We start from the raw sequence: 23020 nt of genomic DNA on the forward strand, positions 1-23020 counted from the left end.
ATTTATTTTATCTGATAATACGCATTATGGGAAGAAAAAATCACACACGACAAATTATTGAAGCTAAAAAATCATATTTAAGGCGCTACCCATTCATATGGAATGGAGTCATGCATCAGACTGTAGGCAACTTATCTCTTAAAAAGGGGCAGTTGTCTTTTTTCTATCATCTTATTTCCCATATAGCACAATCATTGCGATATGAAAGGCTGTTTATCTTATGTATGACAGGAATAAAAGAACTGGAAAAATCAATGATAGCCGGATGAACAGTGGAAGAAAGTACCGATATATAGAGTATTTTGGTGGAATGTGGTATACTTATCATATTCAGTATTCTTCCCTCTGAAGGATTCAGGATATGGTTGTGAATTCCACAGTCTTTTCAGGGGTATGTTCTGCCGAATAGTGTTGCTTAATACCGTGAAATGAATTATAATTATGCATTGTGGCAGATTGTTTCGTCCCGTGTCATGTAGCTGGGATTAAAAATCTTTGTATTAAAAAAGCCTGATTTTTAGAAAAAGGGGTGAAAAAAGGAGCAAAGAAGAGCAGTTCAGGACACAGGTCCGGCTTCTTTTCAATTCATACCGGCCTTTACTATAAATCAAAAATACTGTGTAAAAGCACAATAAATAAGGAAAAATCATGAGAAAACTAGCATTAAATGATGAAGTGTTACTGAGCATTCAGCAGCCTGCCCGCTATATCGGCGGTGAGGTGAACATGGTGAATAAGGACCCCAAAAAAGTGGATATCCGCTTTGCCATGTGTTTCCCCGATGTTTACGAAATCGGCATGTCCCACCTGGGCATCCAGATCCTATACTCCATGTTCAACCAGCGGGATGACATATACTGCGAGCGTGTGTATTCCCCATGGATGGATTTAGACCCCATACTCAGGGAGAAGAAGATTCCGCTGTTTACCCTGGAGACCCAGGACCCGGTGAAGGATTTTGATTTCCTGGGAATTACCCTGCAGTATGAGATGTGTTATACCAATGTGCTCCAGATACTGGATCTGTCCCAGATTCCCCTTCACGCATGTGACAGGACGGAGGAGCATCCCATCGTAATAGGCGGAGGGCCATGCGCCTACAATCCGGAGCCGTTAGCAGGATTTTTTGATATATTCTATATTGGGGAAGGTGAAACCGTATATTTTGAGCTTATGGACCGTTACAAGGAAAATAAGAAAAAAGGCGGGACCAGACGCGGTTTCCTGGAGCTGGCAGCAGGGATACCCGGTATCTATGTGCCGGCATTTTATGATGTCATTTATAAGGAAGACGGGACCATTGAGAGCTTCCTGCCCAATAACAGCCATGCCACGCCGGTGGTGACAAAACAGGTCGTAAGCAATATGGATGACGTGGGCTATATAGAAAAGCCGCTGGTGCCTTTTATTAAGGTGACACAGGACAGGGTGGTGCTGGAGATACAGCGCGGCTGTATCCGGGGCTGCAGGTTCTGCCAGGCCGGGGATGTGTACAGGCCCCTGAGGGAGCACAGCCTGGAATACCTGAAGCGCTATGCCTATGATATGTTGAAGAACACCGGACATGAGGAGATATCCCTGAGTTCCTTAAGCTCCAGTGACTACAGCCAGTTAGAAGGACTGGTGAATTTCCTGATTGACGAATTTAAGGGGAAGGGAGTCAATATCTCCCTGCCGTCCCTGAGGATTGACGCATTTTCACTGGATGTCATGAGTAAGGTGCAGGATATTAAGAAGAGCAGCCTGACCTTTGCGCCTGAGGCTGGTTCCCAGCGTTTAAGGGATGTCATCAACAAAGGCCTGACCGAGGAGGTAATCCTCAAGGGGGCCAGGGATGCCTTTGAGTCTGGCTGGAACCGGGTGAAGCTGTATTTCATGCTGGGCCTTCCCACGGAAACCGTGGAGGACATGGAGGGGATTGCCCTGCTGTCCGAGAAAATAGCAGAAGAGTATTATGAGATACCGAAGGACCAGAGAAATGGCAAGGTGCAGATTGTGGCCAGTTCCTCATTCTTTGTTCCCAAGCCCTTTACCCCCTTCCAGTGGGCCAGGATGTGCACCAAGGAGGAGTTTATTGAGCGCGCCAACATAGTCCGCGGCAAGTTCCGGGAGATGAGGAACTATAAGAGCCTTAAATACAACTGGCATGAAGCGGAGCTGACTGTCCTTGAGGGCGTGCTGGCCAGGGGCGACAGGCGTGTGGGCGCCGTGATTGAAGAGGCATACCGCACAGGAGCCATCTATGATTCCTGGTCGGAATATTTTAACAATGATATATGGATGAAGGCATTTGAGACCTGCGGTGTGGACATCGGCTTCTATACCACCAGACAGCGCAGCCTGGACGAAGTATTCCCATGGGATTTCATTGATGCGGGAGTGACCAAGGAGTTCCTGATACGTGAGTGGAATGCCGCGGTCAATGAACAGGTAACGCCCAACTGCAGGCAGCGGTGTTCCGGCTGTGGGGCAAAATCATTTGGCAGCGGTGTCTGTTATGAAACGGTAAAGGGATAATATATGAAAATTCGGATTAAATTTAAAAAACACGGTACAATGAAATTTATCGGCCATCTGGATGTGATGCGGTATTTCCAGAAGGCCATCCGCCGTTCAGGGGTGGATATCTGTTACAGCGGCGGGTTCAGCCCCCATCAGGTCATGTCATTTGCAGCGCCCCTGGGCGTGGGGATTACCAGCAACGGGGAGTATGTGGACATAGAAGTACAGGGCACGGAGGATTCTGAATCCATGGTTTGCCGCCTGAACCAGGTCATGTCGGAAGGGTTTGAGATTGTCAGTTACCGGGAATTGCCGGATACGGCGGGCAACGCCATGTCCATTGTGGCGGCCGCTGACTACAGGGTTGCCTTCCGTCCCGGCTATGAGCCGGAGGGAATGACGGCAGAGGACTGGTTCAGGGGTCTGGTGGATTTCTATGGACAGCCTCAGGTGATTGTCACCAAGAAGACCAAAAAGGGACAGGCTGAGCTGGATATAAAACCCCTGGTCTATGAGCTTTACCTTGACCGATGGGAGGAAGGGGACCAGGAGGAAGGAACATCCCCGCATGAAAAGGACCGGCCGGCCCTTTTCATGAAAATCTCCACCGGAAGTTCCTCCAATATAAAGCCTGATCTGGTGCTGGATGCATATTATACCCATCTGGGCCTGGAACGGCCGGATTTCGCTTATCTGGTGCAGCGGGAAGAGGTATATGCCGATATGGCAATGGATGCGCAGAAAGAAAAGGGAAGCCATGAGTTTGTATCACTGGAACAGTTGGGGCAGGAAATATTGTAATGGACAGGCTGATTGTAACACAATTGAATGACAGGGTATGTACGGCTGCTGTATCCGGCAGCCGTATTACCCAGCTTATGATGGAGCCGGAGGATTCCTCCTCCCTGTTAAATAACATATATATCGGCAAGGTCCAGAAGGTGGTCGGCAATATCAATGCGGCCTTCGTGGACATAGGCGGTGGCAGGACAGGCTATTACAGCCTGGATGAAAACAAGGAGCATCTGTTTGTCTCACCCTCCACAGGGAAGCTGAAAGCCGGGGATGAAATCGTGGTCCAGGTAAGCCGGGACGCGGTAAAGACAAAGGCGCCGGTCCTGACCGGAAAGCTTGCATTTACCGGCAGGTACTGTGTACTTACCGCTGGGAAGACGGGAGTCGGTTTTTCCAATAAGATAGGGGACAATAAATATAAGGCAAGGGTCAGGAGCATGTTGAATGAGGCCCTGGCAGAAGACGGGGACCGGTTTGGCATTATTGTGCGCACCAACGGGGCCGGTGCAGCGGATGAGGTGCTTTTGCAGGAATACAGGCAGCTGAAGGATATGTATCTGAAACTGTCAAAAGAAGCGTCCTGCCGTACCTGTTACAGCTGCATCTACAGGGCATTGCCGGGATATATCGCGGCGATCAGGGACTCCTACAGCGGCACACTGGATGGAATCGTGACGGACATACCTGCCTATTATGAAGAACTAAAGGATTATCTGGAGGAATACCAGGCAGAGGACGCGGATAAGCTGACCCTGTATGAGGATAAACTGCTTCCCCTGTCCAAGCTTTACAGCCTGGATTCAGCCCTTGAACACGCCCTTAACAAGCATGTGTGGCTGAAATCCGGTGGATACCTTGTGATTGAGCCTACGGAAGCCATGGTTGTCATTGATGTGAATACAGGCAAATACTCAGGCAAAAAAAAGATGCAGGACACCATATGCAGGATTAATATGGAGGCCGCAGATGAAATCGGACGCCAGCTCAGGCTCCGGAACCTCTCGGGAATCATACTCATTGATTTTATCGATATGGAGCGGGAAGAGGACAGGGAAATGCTGATGCGCCATCTGGGGGACGTTGTTTCAAAGGACCCGGTCAAGACCACGGTGGTGGATATGACCAGGCTGAACCTGGTTGAGGTGACCAGGAAAAAAGTGAGGAAGCCGCTTTATGAGCAGGTCTGAACATAAAATATCACACAAAGGAGCAAAAGGGGAAGGAAAATGAAAATTATAATTGTTGGATGCGGCAAGGTGGGAACCACCCTGGCTGAACAGCTGAACAGGGAGCAGCATGATATCACGCTGATTGATTCGGATGCTGAAGCGCTGCAGGCAGTGGCTGACAGCATCGATGTCATGTGTGTCACGGGAAATGGCGCCGTGTATCAGGTACAGATGGAGGCTGGTATTAAAGAGGCAGACCTTCTGATTGCAACCACCAACTCGGATGAGCTGAACATGCTGTGCTGCCTGATTGCCAAGAAGGCAGGAAACTGCCACACCATTGCCCGTATCCGCAACCCTGAATATTCAGCCGAGATCAATTATATACGTGAGGAGTTAAACCTGTCCCTGGCCATTAACCCGGAACTGGCTGCTGCCAGGGAAATTGCCAGGCTGCTGCGTTTTCCAAGTGCAATCAAGATTGAGCCCTTTGCAAAAGGCAGGATTGAACTGCTGAAATTCCAGATTCCCCAGGGTTCCATCCTGGACAGGATGAAGGTGATGGAGGTGGTCAGCCGGTTAAAAAGCAATGTGCTGATCTGTGCTGTGGAGCGGGGCAATGAGGTGGTGATACCGGATGGAAACTTTGTCATGCTGGGCGGGGATAAAATCTCATTCATTGCGCCCCACTCTGATTCGGCTGAGTTCTTCCACAAGGCGGGGATTGAGAATAATACGGTTAACACCGCCATGTTCGTGGGCGGAGGAAGGCTGACCGTCTACCTTGCAAAGGCGCTGACCGGGGCCAAGATAAAGATTAAGATCATTGAGCAGGATGAGGAGCGGTGCCGGCTTCTCAGTGAACTGCTTCCGGAGGCCATGATCATCCACGGCGATGGCTCTGACCAGCAGCTTCTTCTGGAGGAAGGCATCCGCCAGACCGAGGCATTTGCATCCCTGACCGGTTTTGATGAGGAGAACATCATGCTTTCCCTGTATGCGGCCAGCCAGTCAAAAGCCAAGCTGATTACGAAAGTAAACAAGATTGCCTTTGAGAATGTCATCAATTCCCTGAACCTGGGAAGTGTGATTTACCCCAAGATGCTGACTGCGGACATCATACTTCAGTATGTGCGCGCCATGCAGAATTCCATGGGAAGCAACATTGAGACTTTATACAAAATCGTTGCGGACAAGGCCGAGGCGCTGGAGTTCAGGGTGAGGGAGGCATCGCCGGTTGTGGGAATTCCGCTGGAGGACCTGAGGACTAAGAGTAATCTTCTGGTTGCATGCATCAACCGGAACGGTAAATTCATCACTCCCCGAGGCAAGGATACAATCCAGGTAGGGGATACGGTCATCATCGTGACCACACACACAGGGCTTAACGACTTAAAGGATATCCTGAAGTAAAGGCGGGCTGGAAATGAATCGGAATATAATTATGTATATGCTGGGCTGGATAATGAACATTGAGGCCCTGTTTATGATGCTGCCTGTTCTGACAGCTGCTGTTTATAAGGAAAACATCGGTTTTATCTATCTGGGGGTGGCGGTTGTATGCGGACTGTTAGGCATTGCCTGTACCAGGAAAAAACCGAAGACGAAAATGTTCTTTGCAAGGGAAGGGTTTGTGACCGTATCCCTTGGTTGGATAGTATTGAGTTTTTTCGGCTGTATGCCCTTTGTCATCAGCGGGGAAATACCGCATATCATTGATGCCATGTTTGAGATCGTCTCCGGTTTTACCACCACCGGATCCAGTATCATCCCAAAGGTTGAGGATTTATCCAAGGCATCCCTGATGTGGAGAAGCTTTTCCCACTGGATTGGCGGCATGGGGATCCTGGTATTCATCCTTGCCATCCTTCCCATGGCAGGGGATTATAATATGCATATCATGCGTGCGGAGAGCCCGGGGCCTTCTGTGGGAAAGCTGGTGCCAAAGATAAGGATTACGGCCAAGCTTCTGTACACTATTTATTTCTGCATGACGATTGTGATGATGATTTTGCTCCTGATAGGGAAAATGCCCCTGTTTGACAGTATCTGCATGAGCTTTGGCGCGGCCGGTACAGGAGGCTTTGCCTGCCGTAATTCAGGACAGGCTGATTATACCGTGTACCAGCAGGGGGTCATTACCGTGTTCATGCTGCTGTTTGGCGTGAACTTTAACGTGTACTATCTGATGCTGATACGTAAGCCAAAGGATGCGTTCCGGTGTGAGGAGCTGAGGGGATATCTGGCCATTGTCGTGATTGCCATCCTCCTTATCACCATTAACATACGCTCCCTTTTCCCGAGTCTGTTCATGGCATTCCACCAGGCGGCCTTCCAGGTTTCATCCATCATCACAACCACGGGATATTCCACCATTGATTATAATGTATGGCCGGAATTTTCCAAGAGCATACTCCTGCTTATCATGTTCATCGGCGCCTGTGCCGGAAGTACGGGCGGGGGTATGAAGGTATCCCGTATCATGATTGCATTTAAAGAAATCAAAAAAGAAATGGCATCCGTCATCCATCCGCGCAGTGTCAAGGTACTGAAGTATGAAGGAAAGCCCCTGGAACACAACACCCTGCGTTCCCTCAATGCCTATATCATTGTGTATTTCATGATATTTGCAATATCTACGCTGATCATCAGCCTGGACAATTTTGATTTCATGACGTCCTTTTCAGCGGTGGCTGCCAATTTAAACAACATCGGGCCGGGGATGTCCGTGGTTGGTCCTGCTTCCAACTATTCCATGATGTCCTATCTGAGCAAGACCGTGCTCATATTCGACATGCTTGCAGGAAGGCTGGAACTGTTCCCCATGCTGGTGCTCCTGTCACCGGGAACCTGGAAACGCAGCTGATGCAGTAGGGATTGGCGGTATCACAGGATTGCATGTAATTGTGAAATGTAAGTGAAAAATCAGCGGCCTTCCTTGACTGATCCTGACGGGTATTGTATGCTTTTTTTATCCATGGATTAAGGAGGGATGCAGTTGACAGGAAAAACTGGAATACGGATCCGAAAAGGGATTCACAAATTAATATACGCCGTAAGCGCGTTCCTGCTGTCAGCGGTGATTGCCAGCGGGACAGCGGCAGCGCAGACTAAGGGAAATGGGCAGGATGCTGCCGGTGAAGGCCTGGCGGCGTCAGGATGGGAACAAGAGGGATTACCGGATGGACAGGCTGCGGCAGATCCGGGTGCGGACGGACAGATTCAGGCAGATCTTGACACGGACGGACAGATCCAGGCAGAATCGGGGACGGCAGGACAGGCCGCGGCAGAAGCAGTGGCCGGACAGGAGGACATACCTGAGATATATGGGCGCGGGAGCTATGTCATCGGACGGGACATGCCCCCTGGCGAGTATGCCGTGTTTACGGAAGATACTTCGGGGAACCGTGCATTTTCCTCCAGCACCCTTACTTTATATAAGAATGATTCAGATGAAAAGAAGATTGGAACCTTCCGTTTCCAGCACCACGGCCTGATTACCCTTTATAATGGCCAGCATCTGATCATGTCAAAGGGGTACGCAGTACTGGCGGACCAGGCAGGCATTACCCCCGGACCCACAGGAATGTATAAGGCAGGACGTGATATGGAGCCTGGGACCTACCGTCTGACGCCCCTTACATCCGACGGCGCCCACTATGCCTTGTATAACGACGTGCGCTATTACTATGATTACATGGACGATTACCAGACCTTCTTCCAGCCGGTGGAGGTAACGGTGGCAGAAGGACAGTATATAGAACTGATGGATGTCAGCGCAATAGAAAAAGTAAATTAGCTGAAAAATAGTGGAAATTCCTGTTGACATCAGCAGATGGAAATGCTATTATAATCAAGTATGCCGCACAGCGAGGTTCTAAGATTCTGCCCATTTGTCTGAGGACAGGGAAGCAGGGACACCGAAGCTGGCGAGTAATGATTATAGGAGGTGCCTTTCATGTACGCGATTATAGCAACAGGCGGAAAGCAGTACAAGGTAGCAGAAGGCGATGTCATTAAGGTAGAGAGACTGGGCGCAGGCGCAGGCGAGACCGTAACATTTGACCAGGTGCTGGTTGTTAACAACGGCGAGCTGCAGATTGGATGCCCAACCGTATCCGGAGCAACTGTTACAGCAACAGTTGAGAAGGAAGGTAAGGCTAAGAAAGTTATCGTTTACAAGTATAAGAGGAAAACTGGCTATCATAAGAAGAACGGCCACAGACAGCTTTATACCCAGGTTAAGATTGACAAAATCAATGCTTAATCGTAAATGATATGATTAAAGCAACCGTATTAAAAGATTCCACAGATTCAGGCAATGTCATCTACAGGGGAATCGTGATGGAGGGACATGCTGGTTATGCAGAGGAAGGTGAGGATATCATCTGTGCTGCTGTATCTGCATTAGCCCTGAACTTTTTTAACTCGGTGGAGGCATTTACGGAAGATGAATTTGAAGGCGGGGCAGGCCAGGAGGACGTACAGTTCGAATTTTGCTTCACTTCAGATATAAGTCCTGAGTCACAGCTCCTTATGAATTCTCTTGTTCTGGGATTACGGAATATTGAGAAGGATTACGGGAAATCATATATTAATGTCAAGTATAAGGAAAGTCCACGATAAAATACATCGTGGAAAAGCAAGGAGGTGTAACACATGTTAAAGATGAACCTTCAATTATTCGCTCATAAGAAAGGTGTTGGTTCTACCAAGAACGGTAGAGACTCTGAGTCCCAGAGACTTGGCGCCAAGAGGGCTGACGGACAGTTCGTACTGGCAGGCAACATCCTGTACAGACAGCGCGGAACCCATATCCATCCTGGCAACAACGTAGGCAGAGGTAATGATGATACCTTATTTGCTTTAGTAGACGGAGTTGTTAAGTTTGAGAGGAAGGGCAGAGACAGGAAGCAGGTTTCTGTATATCCAAGGGCAATCAACGAATAATTTCGAAGGGCTCCATACTTGGCGTATGGAGCTCTTTTTTCTTCAACGGGAATATCCTGTTGGGGACAACACCACAGGAGGTGCTATGTATGTTTGCCGATAGTGCAAAAATATTTATTAAATCCGGCAAGGGCGGAGACGGTCATGTGTCATTCAGGCGCGAGCTTTACGTCCCCAACGGCGGTCCTGACGGAGGCGATGGAGGACGGGGCGGAGACGTCATTTTCCAGGTGGACAAAGGTAAGAACACACTGGTGGATTTCCGCCATGTCCGCAAATACATTGCCAGGGACGGGGAACAGGGCGGCAAGAAGCGCTGCCATGGAGCGGATGCAGAAGACCTGATAGTAAAGGTGCCTGAAGGTACCGTGATTAAGGATTTTGAATCCGGCAAGGTCATTGCCGATATGTCAGGGGATAACCAGCGGGAGGTAATCCTCCGGGGCGGCAAGGGCGGCCTTGGAAACATGCATTTTGCAACATCAACCATGCAGGTACCCAAATACGCCCAGCCGGGGCAGCCGGGAGCCGAACTGTTTGTACAGTTAGAGCTTAAGGTGATTGCGGACGTGGGACTGGTAGGATTTCCCAATGTTGGAAAGTCCACACTGCTGTCCGTTGTGAGCAATGCAAAGCCTGAAATTGCGAATTACCATTTTACAACCCTCAATCCCCATCTTGGCGTGGTAGACCTGGGGGATGGCGCCGGTTTTGTCATGGCTGATATTCCGGGCCTTATCGAGGGGGCATCCGAAGGCGTGGGCCTGGGACATGCCTTCCTTAAACACATTGAGCGCACTAAAGTGCTGGTCCATGTGGTGGACGGCGCTTCCGTGGAGGGCCGTGACCCGCTGGAGGATATACGTACCATTAACAAAGAATTGGAGGCATATAACCCGGAACTGTTAAAGCGTCCCCAGGTCATTGCCGCCAACAAGATGGATGCCGTGTATTCAGAGGATGATTCCAATGAGATACTGGATGCGCTGAGGGCTGAATTTGAGCCAAAGGGCATCAAGGTATTTGCCATATCAGCTGTCAGCAGACAGGGGGTAAAGGAACTGCTTTACCATATCAATGACCTGTTAAAGACAGTGGACGATGCACCGGTTGTGTTTGAAAAAGAATTCGAGATTGAGTACCAGGGTGACCGGAACCTTCCATATACTGTTTCCAAGGAAGAGGAAGGACTTTATGTGGTGGAAGGGCCAAGAATCGAGAAGATGCTGGGATACACCAATCTGGACTCTGAGAAAGGCTTTGATTTCTTCCAGAAATTCCTCAAGAATACAGGAATCCTTAAGGAACTGGAAGAGGCAGGCATCAAAGAAGGGGATACGGTCCGTATATATGGACTGGAGTTTGATTATTATAAGTAAAAGGAGTTAATATGACGAGTAAGCAGAGAGCCTATCTCAAAGGCCTGGCCATGAATATTGTTCCTGTGTTCCAGATTGGCAAATCCAGCCTTACGCCTGAAATCACACAGGCAGTGGATGAAGCCCTGGAAGCCAGGGAACTGATTAAAATCACGGTCCTTAAGAACTGTCTGGACGATGGCAGGTCCATTGCTGAGGTATTGGCAGAGCGCACCCATTCACAGGTTGTGCAGGTAATCGGCAGGAAGATTGTACTTTACCGTCCGGCAAAGGAAAAGTCGAAACGTAAAATCGTGCTGCCTGAAAAATAAGGGAGAGGGATTTCTATGGCAAGGATAGGAATTCTGGGCGGGACATTTGACCCCATACACAACGGTCATCTGGAACTAGGGAAAAAGGCATACGAGGAATTCGGACTGGAACATGTCTGGTTCATGCCTTCCGGGATACCGCCCCACAAAAAGGATCATAGGATTACAGAGGGGAAGATGCGCCGGGACATGGTCCTGCTGGCAATCGCGGATATCCCCTGTTTTCTGTATTCGGATTTTGAAATGGAGCGGAAGGGCAATACTTATACGGCCCAGACCCTTACACTCCTGAAAAAGGAGCGCGGTGAGGATGAGTTCTATTTTATAATAGGCGCGGATTCACTGTACGAAATCGAACACTGGTATCATCCGGAGCTGGTGATGGGACAGGCCGTGCTTCTGGTGGCCGGGAGGGCATACAAGACCAGGCACAGGATCATGGAGGAGCAGATTGCCTATCTTTCCCATAAGTACGGCGCTGTTATTTACCCAATCCACTGTCCGCAGATGGATGTGTCATCTGAGAAAATCAGGTCCGCGGTGGCGGAGGGGCTGTCAATCAGCGGTCTGGTGCCGGAGCCTGTGGAGGAATACATCCGGTCCCATGGATTGTATACCGATAACGTGCTGCAATGCCAGTATGAGGATGTGTAAGGAGGATTATATGGAGACACAATGCAGCCAGATCATGATGATGAGGAAAAAACTCAAGTCAAGACTGGACCCCATGCGCTATGAACATTCACTGAGTGTGTCATTTACCTGTATGAACCTGGCCATGCGCTATGGTTATGATATGGATAAGGCGGAACTGGCCGGTTTGATGCATGACTGTGGGAAACGTTATTCCGATGACGTAATATTGAGGAAATGCCTGAAACACGGGATTGAAGTGACGGAGGATGAGCTGAAGGCCTTGCCGGTCCTTCACGCAAAGTACGGCGCCTGGCTGGCAGAACATAAATATCAGATAATGGACCGGGAAATCCTGGACGCCATTGCCTGCCATACAACCGGTAAAACTGATATGACCACCCTGGATAAAATCCTCTATATTGCGGATTACATCGAGCCAAGGCGTTATAAGGCGGAGAATCTTCCAATCATACGGAAGATGGCATTCGAGGATTTGGATGACACCATGTATGCCATCCTGTCCGGAACCCTGGAATATCTGGATAAGAAGGGCGGGAACATCGACCCTATGACCGTAGAAGCATATGAATATTTTAAGAGGCTGAAAGGAGACAGCAATGAACTCAAAGGAAATGGTTAAACTGGCATACAAGGCCCTGAGCGATAAAAAGGGGGAGGATATTAAAATCATCGATATCCAGTCCGTATCGGTCCTGGCTGACTACTTCATCATTGCCGATGGAAGCAACCCCAACCAGGTTCAGGCCATGGCGGATAACGTGGAAGAAATCCTGGGAAAAGAGGGCTGTGAGTGCAAACAGATTGAGGGCTATCAGAATGCAAACTGGATCCTCATGGATTATAAGGATGTGATTGTCCATATCTTCTGTAAGGAAGACAGGCTGTTCTATGATCTGGAACGGATCTGGAGGGATGGGAAGACGTTTGTGGACGTTGAGGAACTGTAGTCTTGAGAGGGACGCAAGGGAAGAGGGAGGCCGAGGGAGGGCGCAGACCGTCCTGCCCTGGTTCCTGGTTTCCGCGGTGGGCCGGACTAAGGGGCCGGGATGCAAAAACAGAAGGTTCGCTGCCAATTACGGCGCAGGCTTGATGCCTGCCCCTCCATGGGCAGCCGGATTTGGGCGTGGAGCGCTCCAAATCCGCCTTCTGTTTTTGCATCCCGCCCCCTAAGTCCGGCCGAACCGCTCCAAATGTCACCAGGACAGGACGGTCTGCGCCCTCCCTCGGCCTCCCTCTTCCCTTGCTGTGTATTGGCGGCAGCTGGGATTGGGGGTTTGTATCCTGTTTCCATATGGTTCATGGATGATTTGGCTTGAGTGAAGGCGGATGGCTGTGGGGATGCAGGATTCTGCTTTTTTGTTATGTGTTGTTTTGAAGGATGGTCGCGATAGGGTTGAAAAAGAGGAAAGAGGGTTGCAGGAATGCAGCCCTCTTTTAAATAATCTGAATTATTACATCTAAATCATGAAATACAAATCATTAACCTAATTAATTACATCATACGTATAAGGCCGATTACCTTGCCCAGAATCTCCACATGGTCCGTGATGATGGGGTCCATGGCTTCGTTTTCCGGCTGCAGGCGGTAGTGGCCTTTTTCCTTGTAAAAGCGCTTGACGGTAGCGGAGTCATCTACCAGTGCCACTACAATCTCACCGTTCAATGCAGTGGGGCACTGTTCTATGATCAGCTGGTCGCCAGGCAGGATGCCGGCTCCGATCATGCTTTCACCCTTTACCTTTAACATGAAGGTCTCTGCGTTGGGAAGGGCCTCGGCCGGGAATGGGAAGTAATCCTCAATCCGTTCCTCTGCAAGGATGGGTTCCCCGGCAGCCACCGTGCCGATGAGCGGGATGTTGACCATCTCCCGGCGGTTGAAGTTGAAGGTGTCATCCAGGATCTCGATGGTCCTTGGCTTGGTTGGGTCGCGCCGTATGAATCCTTTTTCCTCCAGCGCTGAGAGGTGGGAGTGCACGGAAGATGTGGACTTTAAATGAACTGCTTCGCAGATCTCACGTACAGCGGGCGGATACCCCTTCTTAAGTATTGTTTCTTTTATGTATTCTAATATCTCCTGCTGTTTAGAAGTAATTTTATCCTGAGCCATATTCAACCTCCTGCATTTTCTATTCTTATAGTAACATATGTTCGGGTAAAATGCAAACCTTTGTTCGCTTTTTTGCCGGAAATCCATTGACAAACATGTGTTCTGGTGCTATATTATATACATACGAAAGAACACATGTTCTGTAGCGCGCGCATAACGGAACCGCCTTAGGGAGGTTGCATATGAGAAAGTTAATGGTTAAGTTAGTGGCTGCCTGTTTTGCTGTACTTTTATTTGTCACCATTTTCATGGGGCGTACTATGTTTACCTCCATGGCAAAGGAGGAGAGCGGGGCCACGCCGTATTATAAGAGTGTCCAGATACAGGAAGGGGACAGTCTGTGGGGGCTTGCCAGCCAGTATAAGGATGGAAGCTCCATGAGTACCCATGAGTATGTGGACCAGCTCAGGCAGATGAACAGCCTTAAGAAGGATACCATCCATGCGGGACAGTATCTGACCGTTGTTTATTATAAGTAGGAAGGCCTGTTGTTTATCATAGGATTACAGGGGATTGGTTGTTCCCTGCAGACAGAAGTGCATGGAAGCGCATATTTGTCTGCAGGGGCTTTTTATTTTCATGATTCCATAAGGAATAACAGGTCTGAATGAACGGCATGGTTCATAGAGTGGTATAATGCGGGTCAGGTATGACGTGAGGCACCGGTTACATCTGCATATAATTTTCTGGAGTTTTTAGTGTGATTATAACAATTTTTTTAAGAAGCGTTAAAATTGTATAAAGAAAGAAATAAGATGCAGATAAAAATAACACAAATATTATAGCGGAATCTTATTATTTATTGTTCAAATTTAATTTTGATAACTTTAATATTATTAATTTATAAATAATATGTATTTGAAATTATAAAATACAGTGACTATAATAGGGCAATGCATAAGAGATGAGAAAGGGGGTTGGAAGATATGAGTGATTTAGTGGGATCATTGATGGAGGAGCTTAACTGCAACGTGGTGTTTACCATACCGCTGTTTGGCGGTATTCCCATACTTGAATCGGTTGTGGTGACCTGGATCATCATGGCGGTCCTCATGGCGGCGTCCCTGCTTCTGGTCCATGGCCTGAAGGTCAGGCAGATCAACAATAAGCAGGCGGCCCTGGAGAGCGGTATTTCCTTTATCTATGACTTCTTCGAAGGATTGCTGGGCAAGGACGGCAGGGATTACATACCATACCTGATTACAGTGGTGCTTTACATCGGGATAGCCAATATGATCGGGCTGTTTGGATTTAAGTCACCGACCAAGGATCTGAATGTAACCGCATCCCTGGCTGTCATGAGCATTGTGCTTGTGGAGACAGCGGGAATCCGCAAGAAGGGCGTCAAGGGCTGGATCAAGAGCTTTGCGGAGCCGATACCCATCATAGCCCCCATCAATGTGCTGGAGCTTTTCATCAGGCCGCTTTCGTTGTGTATGCGGTTGTTCGGCAATGTATTGGGAGCCATTGTGGTCATGGCGCTTATCAAGCATCTGGTGCCTTTGGTGGTGCCTCTGCCGTTTAGTTTTTACTTTGATATATTTGACGGGGTGATACAGGCTTATGTATTCGTATTCCTCACGTCACTATATATAAAAGAGGCAATTGAAGACTGAGGTAAAGGCTGATGGCTTCAAACGGAATGAAAATTTTTATAAAAAAACTTACTAAATTTCTGATTATCTTTTCATAAGTTGGTAAATGCCGATATATCCCGTATTTTAGGGCTTTATCGGTATTTTCTTTTTGGAAGATACCTTGCATAAGCTGGCATTTACCAGCATGAAAATGCAACCAAAAGTAGTAAATGAGTAGTAAATATAAGCTCCGATATTAACAAGCCAGTCTTTCCAGTTCCGCTTTTGCAGATTGAAATGTACCGTGTGCGTAATAGCCAAGTGTCATGGTTATGTTAGCGTGTCCCATGAGATATTGCAGGGTGTTTGGGTTCATTCCTCTATTTGCCATATTCGTACAATAAGTATGCCTGAATGAATGTGGTGTGATGTTCGGTAACTTATCCGTGTGATACTTGTTATATTTCTTAATCAATCCTCGCACCATACCCTCATAGTTTCCTGCAACTTTAGGCAAGCCCTCACGGTTTAAGAATAGGAAATTGCTGTAACCACCTACAATCAGCGGTTGTGCTTTTCCTCTGCTCTTTAGTATTCTTTGGATTGCTTGATAAGCCCGTTCTGTCAATGGAAGTTCCCGTTTTCCGTTTTTGGTCTTTGGTGTTTCAATATAGTAGCCTATTTCGCTATCTTTCAATAGCTGGTGGTCTATATTGAGTATTCTGTTCTGCATATCAATATGCGTCGTCAGTCCGCAAAATTCAGAAATACGAAGTCCCGTTTCCAGCAGAAGCACAACCTCATCATAATACTTGCTGTAAATCTTGTCCTTTTCCATAAAGGCAAGCAGGCGTTCTTCCTGCTCTGGTGTAAGGATAACTTTCTGCTCCGTATCATCTTCCAGAACATCACTTAGCTTAAATTCAAACGGGTTCTTTCTGATACAGTCGTCTTGTATCGCCATGTAAAATGACGCTTTCAAGGAACGCTTATAGTTATCAATCGTTTTATAGGCATATCCTTTTTCACTCATTCTGATAGCCCATTCTTTAGCGTCCGATTGCTTCACAGTATCAATCGCCCTCATACCCAACGGGTCGTTTTTCAGAGCGTTCATAAGATACTGTCGTCCTTTTTCAGTAGCCCTTTTGATGTTCTTTCTTTGGCTGTTCTTCTTGTCGTAGAGCTGGCAGACTGTCATTTTACCGCCGACTGTGTCGATACCGTCGTTAAGGTCTTTTTTTATCTGTGCTTCTTTTTCCCTCAACGATATATCATCACGCTTTCCAGCAGGTGTCTTGTCTGTCGGTACAAGTTTCCAAGAATAGACAAATTGTGGCTTTCCGTATATATCGGTATATTTATAAACGTATCTTCCGTCTTTTCGCTGGCTCTCTCCATTACGCAAATTGCGATTTTTACCGTCTTTTCGTTTTACATTAGACATAGTGTAAAGCTCCTTTCCGTCATGGAATGAGCCGTGATACGCTATATTTATTATACCATATCTACGGCTCAATGACATTAGATTTCGTCCAATGTATCTATGATTTTTTCAAATTGTTTTCGCTTAATCTGAATACGGTTACCGTTCACGATAACCCAGCCAGCGTCAATATTTTCTTCGGCTAATTTACGCAATTTCTTTTCGCCAATGCGGAAGTATTTGGACGCTTCTTCAATCGTCAGCGTATATTTTTCCCAGATAGGCACATCAGTATTGTTCATAATCTATGCACCCCCTTTACTGTGTGTCATTTTTTACAAGCAGGCAGACGGCTTTGGAAAGCTCCGTTAGTATCTCAACTATTCCCATTCTTGTGGGCAGAACCGCACCATGCGGACGTATCATTATTCTGTGAGGATAGGTCGTGGCAAAACGACTTTTCCAACAGTCGCTCTCGGATCACTGCGTGGGTCGCTCGCTTTCTTTTGAAAAGGTCGTGGCGTACAGTCCCCGTGGCTCGCTATCTCACAAACGTATCTGTCTGCTTTATTCAGTTGTCAAAGAGCTGTGGCGAAAGCGTGTTGCTTTCATGTAAAAGCAGGGGCAGAGCAGGAAAGAGGGGATTGAACAAATCATGCTCTGCGGTTACTGCTTGTTATTCTTCGGTTTCTAAAGGAATATCAAAGTCCAAAATCATTTTGATAAGTGCTTCTCTGATACGTCCTTTTAATTCCATGTCTACGACTATGCAGACATTACCATATTTGTCGTAGAACGGACGCAAACAACATTTTGATATGTACGGGTCATACAACGCCAGTATCTTTTCAATCGCATTTACGTTGCCGTCCACAGCCGACGAAATAAGGTAAAATGACGGGCGTGTGTTATTCATCATTCATGTTCTCCTTTAATTTTTTCTTGATTTCTTCAAGTGAGTTCTTCCTACTGCGGAACGACGTTGAACGGTTAATCTTTAATCTGTCGCCGATTTCTGTATCGCTCATGCCTAAGAAGAAATACATCAACAAGATTTCTCTGTCTTTTTCAGACAGATACTTAATCGCTTCTGCTAAATCATCATCAAGGACACGAACCTCAATACCACATACATCAAAGGCGGTATAATCGCTTTCGTATTCGTCCCAGACTGCCAGCTTTTCTACGACGATTTCTGGAAGTTCACAATAGGAAATTTCCTTATTTCTTCGTCGCTTTAATTCTTTGCGATAATTACGGACAATGCCTTTCACTACACGTTTGAGCTTGCAGTCAAATTGACATTGTATTGTCTTTTGGAAGTCCGACGGTTTCATATCATCACACCCCCTTTCCGTTATGACGTGAAAAGTGTTTATCCCTCTTTCCGCACCATATCTGTACAGCAAGGTGTGATTTGTTGCATGATTTTGAAAAAAAATGAAAAAATTTTTTCGGGTACAAAAAAAGCCCGCACAAAACATATAGTCTGTACGAGCTATTAAAGCTGTGAGATATTCAGTTGTTAATAAAATGCTGTTAGGTAGTGTATGACCGTATAAGATTATGCTTAAAACTTTCCATGACACAAGCCCCCTTACAGCACTTGATTTCTATTAAACTTTTGTCTTTTTTGTAATCTTGTAAATATATTCTTCTGGAGTAGGGCGTTTATTTCCAAAATACTTTCTGAAATTCTCCTGCACTTCTGGGTCGGTGCTGTTCATAGCTTCATCAATCGTCGCTTCAATATCAGCTCGAACATCAGCTAATGACACACCGCCAGCTTTTGCACCAGCTTTCAATGCTTTTTTAATATCTCGTTTTTTAAGTCCTATCATAGTATTACCTCGTCACAATTTACTGAATGTTTTAGAAATGTTTTTCAAAATGCTTATATAGAATAATCCCTAAAAATGTTTGCAGTAGGAATAAACCAAATATAATGCCTATAATCCATGCTTCAATATGAAGTAACGCAAGTACAAAAGCAACAAACAAGTACACGAAAGTCATTAACTGATATACTAAAGAACCAGCTTTCATTCTTAAAAATATTTTTCTTTCATCAACATTATTGATGTGATTTTCTCTATTTATATTTTGTAATTTTTCTTTATTTTTTGGCATTTCATAATAACAAATTTTCAATAATTGAACACCAGAAGCAAAAGCTAAACCGAACCCCATTGCGTAAAAAAGTGTAGCGTAATAATCAGTATCAATAACGAAATATCCAAAACATATAAAGATTATACCTATAATAATCTCAATGATAAATGATAATTTTTTCTTCATTGTTAATTCCACCTTTCAAAAGACTACATTTTCTGTATTAAAAAAATCGTTTTATGGTTGTTCAAATTATCCTGAATGTAAGTTTACTTTAGCTGAACATTTTAGAAAGAAAAAACTAACCAAAACGAATGTAAAAGAATTACTGGAGGGAAAAGAAACCCTGGTAAAAGGAATCAAAAACAAAGAGAAAAAGCCCTACAATGCCGTTGTAAAAATTGGGGAAAAGGGATATATTGATTTTATATCTTTCTCAAAATAAACATAAAAGCCCTTTAAAGAGGGCTTTTATATATTAATCACAAATCACTTATCACAAATCACTTATCACAAATCACAAGTGATTTGTGATTGTTGATGATAAAATAAGAATAAGAAGAAATAGAAAGAAGTGAGTGATTGTGGGAAATTTAGGCGCACAAAAAGAAAAACGAAATGATACACCAATCAGTGCAAAAAAAGATATAATGGGAGATAAGACGGTTCGTGTTCGTGCTGACTTGCACCATATCATAAAAATCGAAACAGCAAAGAATGGCGGAAACGTAAAAGAAGTTATGGAAATAAGACTTAGAAGCAAACTTAAGAGTGTGTTGATATTGCAGTATCTTAAAATTTTGTGTATAATAGGAATTGAAGTTAAATTAGATGCTAAAAATTTGTAATTAAGAAGGAGGGATTCGTCATGTTGGTATTCCAAATGCGTAATGTAGATAAAACATCTACTGTTTTGAAACAGACTAAAAACAGTGATTACACAGATAAATAAATACGTTAGATTAATTCCTACCAGTGACTAATCTTATGACTTTTTAAACAGATAACTAAAATTACAAACAAATCGTTTAACTTCTGTATTTATTTACAGATGTAATCACTTCAGGAGTGATTACATGAACAAAAATATAAAATATTCTCAAAACTTTTTAACGAGCGAAAAAGTACTCAACCAAATAATAAAACAATTGAATTTAAAAGAAACCGATACCGTTTACGAAATTGGAACAGGTAAAGGGCATTTAACGACGAAACTGGCTAAAATAAGTAAACAGGTAACGTCTATTGAATTAGACAGTCATCTATTCAACTTATCGTCAGAAAAATTAAAACTGAACATTCGTGTCACTTTAATTCACCAAGATATTCTACAGTTTCAATTCCCTAACAAACAGAGGTATAAAATTGTTGGGAGTATTCCTTACCATTTAAGCACACAAATTATTAAAAAAGTGGTTTTTGAAAGCCATGCGTCTGACATCTATCTGATTGTTGAAGAAGGATTCTACAAGCGTACCTTGGATATTCACCGAACACTAGGGTTGCTCTTGCACACTCAAGTCTCGATTCAGCAATTGCTTAAGCTGCCAGCGGAATGCTTTCATCCTAAACCAAAAGTAAACAGTGTCTTAATAAAACTTACCCGCCATACCACAGATGTTCCAGATAAATATTGGAAGCTATATACGTACTTTGTTTCAAAATGGGTCAATCGAGAATATCGTCAACTGTTTACTAAAAATCAGTTTCATCAAGCAATGAAACACGCCAAAGTAAACAATTTAAGTACCGTTACTTATGAGCAAGTATTGTCTATTTTTAATAGTTATCTATTATTTAACGGGAGGAAATAATTCTATGAGTCGCTTTTTTAAATTTGGAAAGTTACACGTTACTAAAGGGAATGGAGATAAATTATTAGATATACTACTGACAGCTTCCAAGAAGCTAAAGAGGTCCCTAGCGCCTACGGGGAATTTGTATCGATAAGGGGTACAAATTCCCACTAAGCGCTCGGGACCCCTTGTAGGAAAATGTCCTAAGTGTGGCAACAATATTGTATTAAAAAAATCGTTTTATGGTTGTTCAAATTATCCTGAATGTAAGTTTACTTTAGCTGAACATTTTAGAAAGAAAAAACTAACCAAAACGAATGTAAAAGAATTACTGGAGGGAAAAGAAACCCTGGTAAAAGGAATCAAAAACAAAGAGAAAAAGCCCTACAATGCCGTTGTAAAAATTGGGGAAAAGGGATATATTGATTTTATCTCTTTTTCAAAATAAACATAAAAGCCCTTTAAAGAGGGCTTTTATATATTAATCACAAATCACTTATCACAAATCACTTGTGATTTGTGATTCTTAATGATACAATATTACTATACAAAAAAAGAATGGGGCGTAGTTATGGAGAAGGAAAAACTAAAAATACTTGAAGAATTAAGACGTATTTTTATCTAAATAACGAGCTGTTATAACCCATGTAATTTGTCCGATAGCAATAACTCCTGCTATCGAAAAAAACACAACTTTACTCATATATCCCATAAAGACAAGAGCAAATAATACAAGAACCAATAATGTAAGTGTTACTTTATAAGCATTCGCAAGAGAAGCATTAGTAATTGCGATATTTCTTTCATCATTTTCTAATATTTGCATTTCTTTTGTTGGCTTACTGAATATATCACAACCCATAAAAATCAATATTATTCCAATAAGCGTTGTACCATAGACAACCAAATCTGGACGAGGTACGGGCAATAGTTGGTGTACGCCTAAACCATAAGTTAGTAAACCACCTAAAAAGATTATTACACCGATAAATAATTCAACTTTTTGTATCTTATGTTTCATTTGCTTTCCTCCTCATAAATAAATATTTCTTCAATACTCATTTGAAAGTACCTTGCAATTTTAAAAGCTAAGATAATAGAGGGATTGTAGCGTCCATTTTCTAAAGAGCCTATTGTTTGACGAGATACTTCAAGAGCAGTCGCTAAATCTTCTTGTTTAATACCTCTTTGTTTTCGTAATTCTTCTAAACGATTTTTCACAACATACCCCTTTCTTGAACAAATGGAAAGTTTGCTTTCCTTTTCTAATCTTATGATACTCCTGCAAGTAAAGAATGTCAAGCAAACTTTCCATATTTTATTATCCTACAATCTTCCAGTTGCTATCCTTATGTAGCACAAGTTCATACTGCGATATTTGTGTAGCCTTTGTCTGATTATCAAGGAATTTCACAGCAACTTTGACTTTCACATTGTCCCCGTCCTTTGTAAAGATAGGGTTTACCAGTTCAGCATAAATGTAGTCCCTGCCGATAGGCTCAAGCACATTTCCCGATACATAGTAGGCAAGCTCTTTTTCTGTGGCTGTCGGGTACAGCTTAAAGAATGTTTCAAGAAATGCAGTAGCGTCATTGACGGTATCAGCGTCTACACTTGCATTTGCTTCTGGTGTCTTAGGCTCATAATCTGATTTCTCGATTGCTGGTGCAAGGGTAGGGTTCTGAACGATTACCATATCCCCGTCAGCGTCTACATGGACTTTTACGGTATAGGTTGCTTTCACATTGCTTGTCTGTTCTCCCTCTTTTATCTGCTGATCCACTTCGTAGGTAGCAGAAAAAGTGTCCGTTCCCGACTGTTCAATACTCCATACAATCACATCTGTAACTGTGGAGCTGGTCGGTATATCGGTTCTAATGGTATCCACATTCAAGTCCTGCAATTCCTTTGTCAGATAACCGCTGATTGCCTGCGTCCTTGCTTCAATCGCTTCTTTGCTGTTACTCCATGTGTAGTAGGGCTTTGCAAAGTTCTTCACAAAATTTTCTATCCCGTTGGTGTCCTGCAAGCGAAGCTCTATGATTTCTTTTTCATGGGTCGTGTGCTGGTCGATAGCCGTAAAATTCTTATACGCCCCAAAGCTCACGCTTGCGATAAGCACCACCCACAATGCAATCACGGATTTTTTATGTGTGCCTACCTTGAAAGTACGCACCTTTTTTTCTTTGGGTTCTTTGATAGTTTCTGTCTGTTTCTTATTCTTTCTAAACATGATGAA

General features: G+C 44.7%; 30 protein-coding genes and 1 pseudogene. 21 read left to right on the forward strand and 10 right to left on the reverse strand.

What is annotated here, in order from left to right:
- Positions 1–648 precede the first annotated feature (648 nt).
- The 14 genes from MCJ35_RS09005 (at position 649) to rsfS (ending at position 12710) form a co-directional block, all read left to right on the forward strand.
- The gene (locus MCJ35_RS09005) at positions 649–2517 is read left to right on the forward strand and encodes a TIGR03960 family B12-binding radical SAM protein (protein WP_025487362.1); all 1869 of its coding nucleotides are present in this window, start codon (positions 649–651) and stop codon (positions 2515–2517) included.
- Between the two features lie 3 nt (positions 2518–2520).
- A complete protein-coding gene (locus MCJ35_RS09010) occupies positions 2521–3303 on the forward strand; it encodes a TIGR03936 family radical SAM-associated protein (RefSeq protein WP_025487361.1) in 783 nt (260 codons plus the stop codon).
- A complete protein-coding gene (locus MCJ35_RS09015) occupies positions 3303–4484 on the forward strand; it encodes a ribonuclease E/G (RefSeq protein WP_240299451.1) in 1182 nt (393 codons plus the stop codon). The genes MCJ35_RS09010 and MCJ35_RS09015 overlap by 1 nt, the downstream gene beginning before the upstream one ends.
- Before the next feature lie 39 nt (positions 4485–4523).
- Positions 4524–5879, forward strand: a complete 1356-nt coding sequence (gene trkA, locus MCJ35_RS09020) for a Trk system potassium transporter TrkA (protein WP_008725611.1) — start codon at positions 4524–4526, stop codon at positions 5877–5879.
- Positions 5880–5892: 13 nt separating this feature from the next.
- Positions 5893–7332, forward strand: a complete 1440-nt coding sequence (locus MCJ35_RS09025; protein ID WP_025487360.1) for a TrkH family potassium uptake protein — start codon at positions 5893–5895, stop codon at positions 7330–7332.
- A 132-nt stretch (positions 7333–7464) separates the two neighbouring features.
- Positions 7465–8265: a hypothetical protein gene (locus MCJ35_RS09030; RefSeq protein ID WP_025487359.1), complete on the forward strand. Its 801-nt coding sequence runs from the start codon at positions 7465–7467 to the stop codon at positions 8263–8265.
- A 159-nt stretch (positions 8266–8424) separates the two neighbouring features.
- Complete coding sequence (gene rplU, locus MCJ35_RS09035) at positions 8425–8733, forward strand: 50S ribosomal protein L21 (protein WP_007864499.1); 309 nt, start codon at positions 8425–8427, stop codon at positions 8731–8733.
- An 11-nt stretch (positions 8734–8744) separates the two neighbouring features.
- A complete protein-coding gene (locus MCJ35_RS09040; protein WP_008725619.1) occupies positions 8745–9092 on the forward strand; it encodes a ribosomal-processing cysteine protease Prp in 348 nt (115 codons plus the stop codon).
- A 33-nt stretch (positions 9093–9125) separates the two neighbouring features.
- The gene (rpmA, locus tag MCJ35_RS09045; protein ID WP_008725620.1) at positions 9126–9416 is read left to right on the forward strand and encodes a 50S ribosomal protein L27; all 291 of its coding nucleotides are present in this window, start codon (positions 9126–9128) and stop codon (positions 9414–9416) included.
- 89 nt (positions 9417–9505) lie between these two features.
- Positions 9506–10795: a GTPase ObgE gene (obgE, locus tag MCJ35_RS09050; protein WP_025487358.1), complete on the forward strand. Its 1290-nt coding sequence runs from the start codon at positions 9506–9508 to the stop codon at positions 10793–10795.
- Positions 10796–10806: 11 nt separating this feature from the next.
- Positions 10807–11106 (forward strand): ribosome assembly RNA-binding protein YhbY, encoded by a 300-nt coding sequence (gene yhbY / locus MCJ35_RS09055; RefSeq protein ID WP_025487357.1) that lies wholly within the window; start codon positions 10807–10809, stop codon positions 11104–11106.
- A gap of 15 nt (positions 11107–11121) precedes the next feature.
- Positions 11122–11760 carry a nicotinate-nucleotide adenylyltransferase gene (gene nadD, locus MCJ35_RS09060; RefSeq protein WP_025487356.1) on the forward strand — a complete coding sequence of 213 codons (639 nt, stop codon included), beginning with the start codon at positions 11122–11124 and terminating at the stop codon, positions 11758–11760.
- 10 nt (positions 11761–11770) lie between these two features.
- The gene (yqeK, locus tag MCJ35_RS09065; protein WP_025487355.1) at positions 11771–12382 is read left to right on the forward strand and encodes a bis(5'-nucleosyl)-tetraphosphatase (symmetrical) YqeK; all 612 of its coding nucleotides are present in this window, start codon (positions 11771–11773) and stop codon (positions 12380–12382) included.
- On the forward strand, positions 12360–12710 hold the full coding sequence (rsfS, locus tag MCJ35_RS09070) for a ribosome silencing factor (RefSeq protein ID WP_008725630.1): 351 nt from the start codon (positions 12360–12362) through the stop codon (positions 12708–12710). The genes yqeK and rsfS overlap by 23 nt, the downstream gene beginning before the upstream one ends.
- 545 nt (positions 12711–13255) lie before the next feature.
- Here the strand turns inward: rsfS and lexA are convergent.
- Positions 13256–13870, reverse strand: a complete 615-nt coding sequence (lexA, locus tag MCJ35_RS09075; protein WP_008725634.1) for a transcriptional repressor LexA — start codon at positions 13868–13870, stop codon at positions 13256–13258.
- Positions 13871–14052: 182 nt separating this feature from the next.
- Between lexA and yneA the strand changes: the two genes are divergently transcribed.
- Together yneA and MCJ35_RS09085 are read left to right on the forward strand one after the other, a co-directional pair.
- Positions 14053–14349, forward strand: a complete 297-nt coding sequence (gene yneA, locus MCJ35_RS09080; RefSeq protein WP_025487354.1) for a cell division suppressor protein YneA — start codon at positions 14053–14055, stop codon at positions 14347–14349.
- Positions 14350–14796: 447 nt separating this feature from the next.
- Complete coding sequence (locus tag MCJ35_RS09085; protein WP_025487353.1) at positions 14797–15486, forward strand: F0F1 ATP synthase subunit A; 690 nt, start codon at positions 14797–14799, stop codon at positions 15484–15486.
- Positions 15487–15703: 217 nt separating this feature from the next.
- On the opposite strand, the gene MCJ35_RS09090 is transcribed toward MCJ35_RS09085, so the two are convergent.
- The 6 genes from MCJ35_RS09090 to MCJ35_RS09115 form a co-directional block, all read right to left on the reverse strand.
- Positions 15704–16894 (reverse strand): site-specific integrase, encoded by a 1191-nt coding sequence (locus MCJ35_RS09090; protein WP_009271880.1) that lies wholly within the window; start codon positions 16892–16894, stop codon positions 15704–15706.
- A 77-nt stretch (positions 16895–16971) separates the two neighbouring features.
- On the reverse strand, positions 16972–17175 hold the full coding sequence (locus MCJ35_RS09095; RefSeq protein ID WP_004613735.1) for an excisionase: 204 nt from the start codon (positions 17173–17175) through the stop codon (positions 16972–16974).
- Positions 17176–17549: 374 nt separating this feature from the next.
- A complete protein-coding gene (locus MCJ35_RS09100; RefSeq protein ID WP_025487352.1) occupies positions 17550–17789 on the reverse strand; it encodes a helix-turn-helix domain-containing protein in 240 nt (79 codons plus the stop codon).
- Positions 17782–18210 (reverse strand): RNA polymerase sigma factor, encoded by a 429-nt coding sequence (locus MCJ35_RS09105; protein WP_008787630.1) that lies wholly within the window; start codon positions 18208–18210, stop codon positions 17782–17784. The genes MCJ35_RS09100 and MCJ35_RS09105 overlap by 8 nt, the downstream gene beginning before the upstream one ends.
- Positions 18211–18489: 279 nt before the next feature.
- The gene (locus tag MCJ35_RS09110) at positions 18490–18714 is read right to left on the reverse strand and encodes a hypothetical protein (RefSeq protein ID WP_008787629.1); all 225 of its coding nucleotides are present in this window, start codon (positions 18712–18714) and stop codon (positions 18490–18492) included.
- Between the two features lie 31 nt (positions 18715–18745).
- Positions 18746–19171, reverse strand: a complete 426-nt coding sequence (locus MCJ35_RS09115; RefSeq protein WP_008787628.1) for a hypothetical protein — start codon at positions 19169–19171, stop codon at positions 18746–18748.
- On the opposite strand from MCJ35_RS09115, the gene MCJ35_RS09120 reads away from it, so the two are divergent.
- The 5 genes and pseudogenes from MCJ35_RS09120 (at position 19146) to MCJ35_RS09140 (ending at position 21229) form a co-directional block, all read left to right on the forward strand.
- Positions 19146–19430, forward strand: a complete 285-nt coding sequence (locus MCJ35_RS09120; RefSeq protein ID WP_008787627.1) for a topoisomerase C-terminal repeat-containing protein — start codon at positions 19146–19148, stop codon at positions 19428–19430. The genes MCJ35_RS09115 and MCJ35_RS09120 overlap by 26 nt on opposite strands.
- 205 nt (positions 19431–19635) lie before the next feature.
- A pseudogene (locus MCJ35_RS31630) lies at positions 19636–19805 on the forward strand (MLS leader peptide).
- A gap of 48 nt (positions 19806–19853) precedes the next feature.
- Complete coding sequence (locus MCJ35_RS09130; protein WP_001865637.1) at positions 19854–19937, forward strand: 23S rRNA methyltransferase attenuation leader peptide; 84 nt, start codon at positions 19854–19856, stop codon at positions 19935–19937.
- Between the two features lie 124 nt (positions 19938–20061).
- Positions 20062–20799, forward strand: coding sequence for a 23S rRNA (adenine(2058)-N(6))-methyltransferase Erm(B) (gene erm(B) / locus MCJ35_RS09135; protein ID WP_001038792.1), 738 nt, complete (start codon positions 20062–20064; stop codon positions 20797–20799).
- Between the two features lie 145 nt (positions 20800–20944).
- Positions 20945–21229, forward strand: a complete 285-nt coding sequence (locus tag MCJ35_RS09140) for a topoisomerase C-terminal repeat-containing protein (protein ID WP_002326770.1) — start codon at positions 20945–20947, stop codon at positions 21227–21229.
- 156 nt (positions 21230–21385) lie between these two features.
- Here MCJ35_RS09140 and MCJ35_RS09145 read toward each other — a convergent pair whose 3' ends face one another.
- From MCJ35_RS09145 to MCJ35_RS09155, 3 genes are all read right to left on the reverse strand, one after another.
- Positions 21386–21802, reverse strand: a complete 417-nt coding sequence (locus MCJ35_RS09145) for a hypothetical protein (protein WP_008787625.1) — start codon at positions 21800–21802, stop codon at positions 21386–21388.
- Positions 21799–22002, reverse strand: a complete 204-nt coding sequence (locus MCJ35_RS09150) for a helix-turn-helix transcriptional regulator (protein WP_008787624.1) — start codon at positions 22000–22002, stop codon at positions 21799–21801. Before MCJ35_RS09150 ends, MCJ35_RS09145 begins: the two co-directional genes overlap by 4 nt.
- A 100-nt stretch (positions 22003–22102) precedes the next feature.
- Positions 22103–23014: a conjugal transfer protein gene (locus tag MCJ35_RS09155; RefSeq protein ID WP_008787623.1), complete on the reverse strand. Its 912-nt coding sequence runs from the start codon at positions 23012–23014 to the stop codon at positions 22103–22105.
- Positions 23015–23020 lie beyond the last annotated feature (6 nt).

This window comes from Enterocloster sp. OA13, assembly GCF_022440595.1.
GTDB lineage: Bacteria > Bacillota > Clostridia > Lachnospirales > Lachnospiraceae > Enterocloster > Enterocloster hominis.

Bases quoted from the DNA above. Each gene is read 5' to 3' on its own strand.
- MCJ35_RS09005 (WP_025487362.1), top strand. From the start codon at position 649: ATGAGAAAACTAGCATTAAATGATGAAGTGTTACTGAGCATTCAGCAG.
- MCJ35_RS09010 (WP_025487361.1), top strand. From the start codon at position 2,521: ATGAAAATTCGGATTAAATTTAAAAAACACGGTACAATGAAATTTATC.
- MCJ35_RS09015 (WP_240299451.1), top strand. From the start codon at position 3,303: ATGGACAGGCTGATTGTAACACAATTGAATGACAGGGTATGTACGGCT.
- trkA (WP_008725611.1), top strand. From the start codon at position 4,524: ATGAAAATTATAATTGTTGGATGCGGCAAGGTGGGAACCACCCTGGCT.
- MCJ35_RS09025 (WP_025487360.1), top strand. From the start codon at position 5,893: ATGAATCGGAATATAATTATGTATATGCTGGGCTGGATAATGAACATT.
- rplU (WP_007864499.1), top strand. From the start codon at position 8,425: ATGTACGCGATTATAGCAACAGGCGGAAAGCAGTACAAGGTAGCAGAA.
- MCJ35_RS09040 (WP_008725619.1), top strand. From the start codon at position 8,745: ATGATTAAAGCAACCGTATTAAAAGATTCCACAGATTCAGGCAATGTC.
- rpmA (WP_008725620.1), top strand. From the start codon at position 9,126: ATGTTAAAGATGAACCTTCAATTATTCGCTCATAAGAAAGGTGTTGGT.
- obgE (WP_025487358.1), top strand. From the start codon at position 9,506: ATGTTTGCCGATAGTGCAAAAATATTTATTAAATCCGGCAAGGGCGGA.
- yhbY (WP_025487357.1), top strand. From the start codon at position 10,807: ATGACGAGTAAGCAGAGAGCCTATCTCAAAGGCCTGGCCATGAATATT.
- nadD (WP_025487356.1), top strand. From the start codon at position 11,122: ATGGCAAGGATAGGAATTCTGGGCGGGACATTTGACCCCATACACAAC.
- yqeK (WP_025487355.1), top strand. From the start codon at position 11,771: ATGGAGACACAATGCAGCCAGATCATGATGATGAGGAAAAAACTCAAG.
- rsfS (WP_008725630.1), top strand. From the start codon at position 12,360: ATGAACTCAAAGGAAATGGTTAAACTGGCATACAAGGCCCTGAGCGAT.
- lexA (WP_008725634.1), bottom strand. From the start codon at position 13,870: ATGGCTCAGGATAAAATTACTTCTAAACAGCAGGAGATATTAGAATAC.
- yneA (WP_025487354.1), top strand. From the start codon at position 14,053: ATGAGAAAGTTAATGGTTAAGTTAGTGGCTGCCTGTTTTGCTGTACTT.
- MCJ35_RS09085 (WP_025487353.1), top strand. From the start codon at position 14,797: ATGAGTGATTTAGTGGGATCATTGATGGAGGAGCTTAACTGCAACGTG.
- MCJ35_RS09090 (WP_009271880.1), bottom strand. From the start codon at position 16,894: ATGTCTAATGTAAAACGAAAAGACGGTAAAAATCGCAATTTGCGTAAT.
- MCJ35_RS09095 (WP_004613735.1), bottom strand. From the start codon at position 17,175: ATGAACAATACTGATGTGCCTATCTGGGAAAAATATACGCTGACGATT.
- MCJ35_RS09100 (WP_025487352.1), bottom strand. From the start codon at position 17,789: ATGAATAACACACGCCCGTCATTTTACCTTATTTCGTCGGCTGTGGAC.
- MCJ35_RS09105 (WP_008787630.1), bottom strand. From the start codon at position 18,210: ATGAAACCGTCGGACTTCCAAAAGACAATACAATGTCAATTTGACTGC.
- MCJ35_RS09110 (WP_008787629.1), bottom strand. From the start codon at position 18,714: ATGATAGGACTTAAAAAACGAGATATTAAAAAAGCATTGAAAGCTGGT.
- MCJ35_RS09120 (WP_008787627.1), top strand. From the start codon at position 19,146: ATGATAAATGATAATTTTTTCTTCATTGTTAATTCCACCTTTCAAAAG.
- MCJ35_RS09115 (WP_008787628.1), bottom strand. From the start codon at position 19,171: ATGAAGAAAAAATTATCATTTATCATTGAGATTATTATAGGTATAATC.
- MCJ35_RS09130 (WP_001865637.1), top strand. From the start codon at position 19,854: ATGTTGGTATTCCAAATGCGTAATGTAGATAAAACATCTACTGTTTTG.
- MCJ35_RS09145 (WP_008787625.1), bottom strand. From the start codon at position 21,802: ATGAAACATAAGATACAAAAAGTTGAATTATTTATCGGTGTAATAATC.
- MCJ35_RS09155 (WP_008787623.1), bottom strand. From the start codon at position 23,014: ATGTTTAGAAAGAATAAGAAACAGACAGAAACTATCAAAGAACCCAAA.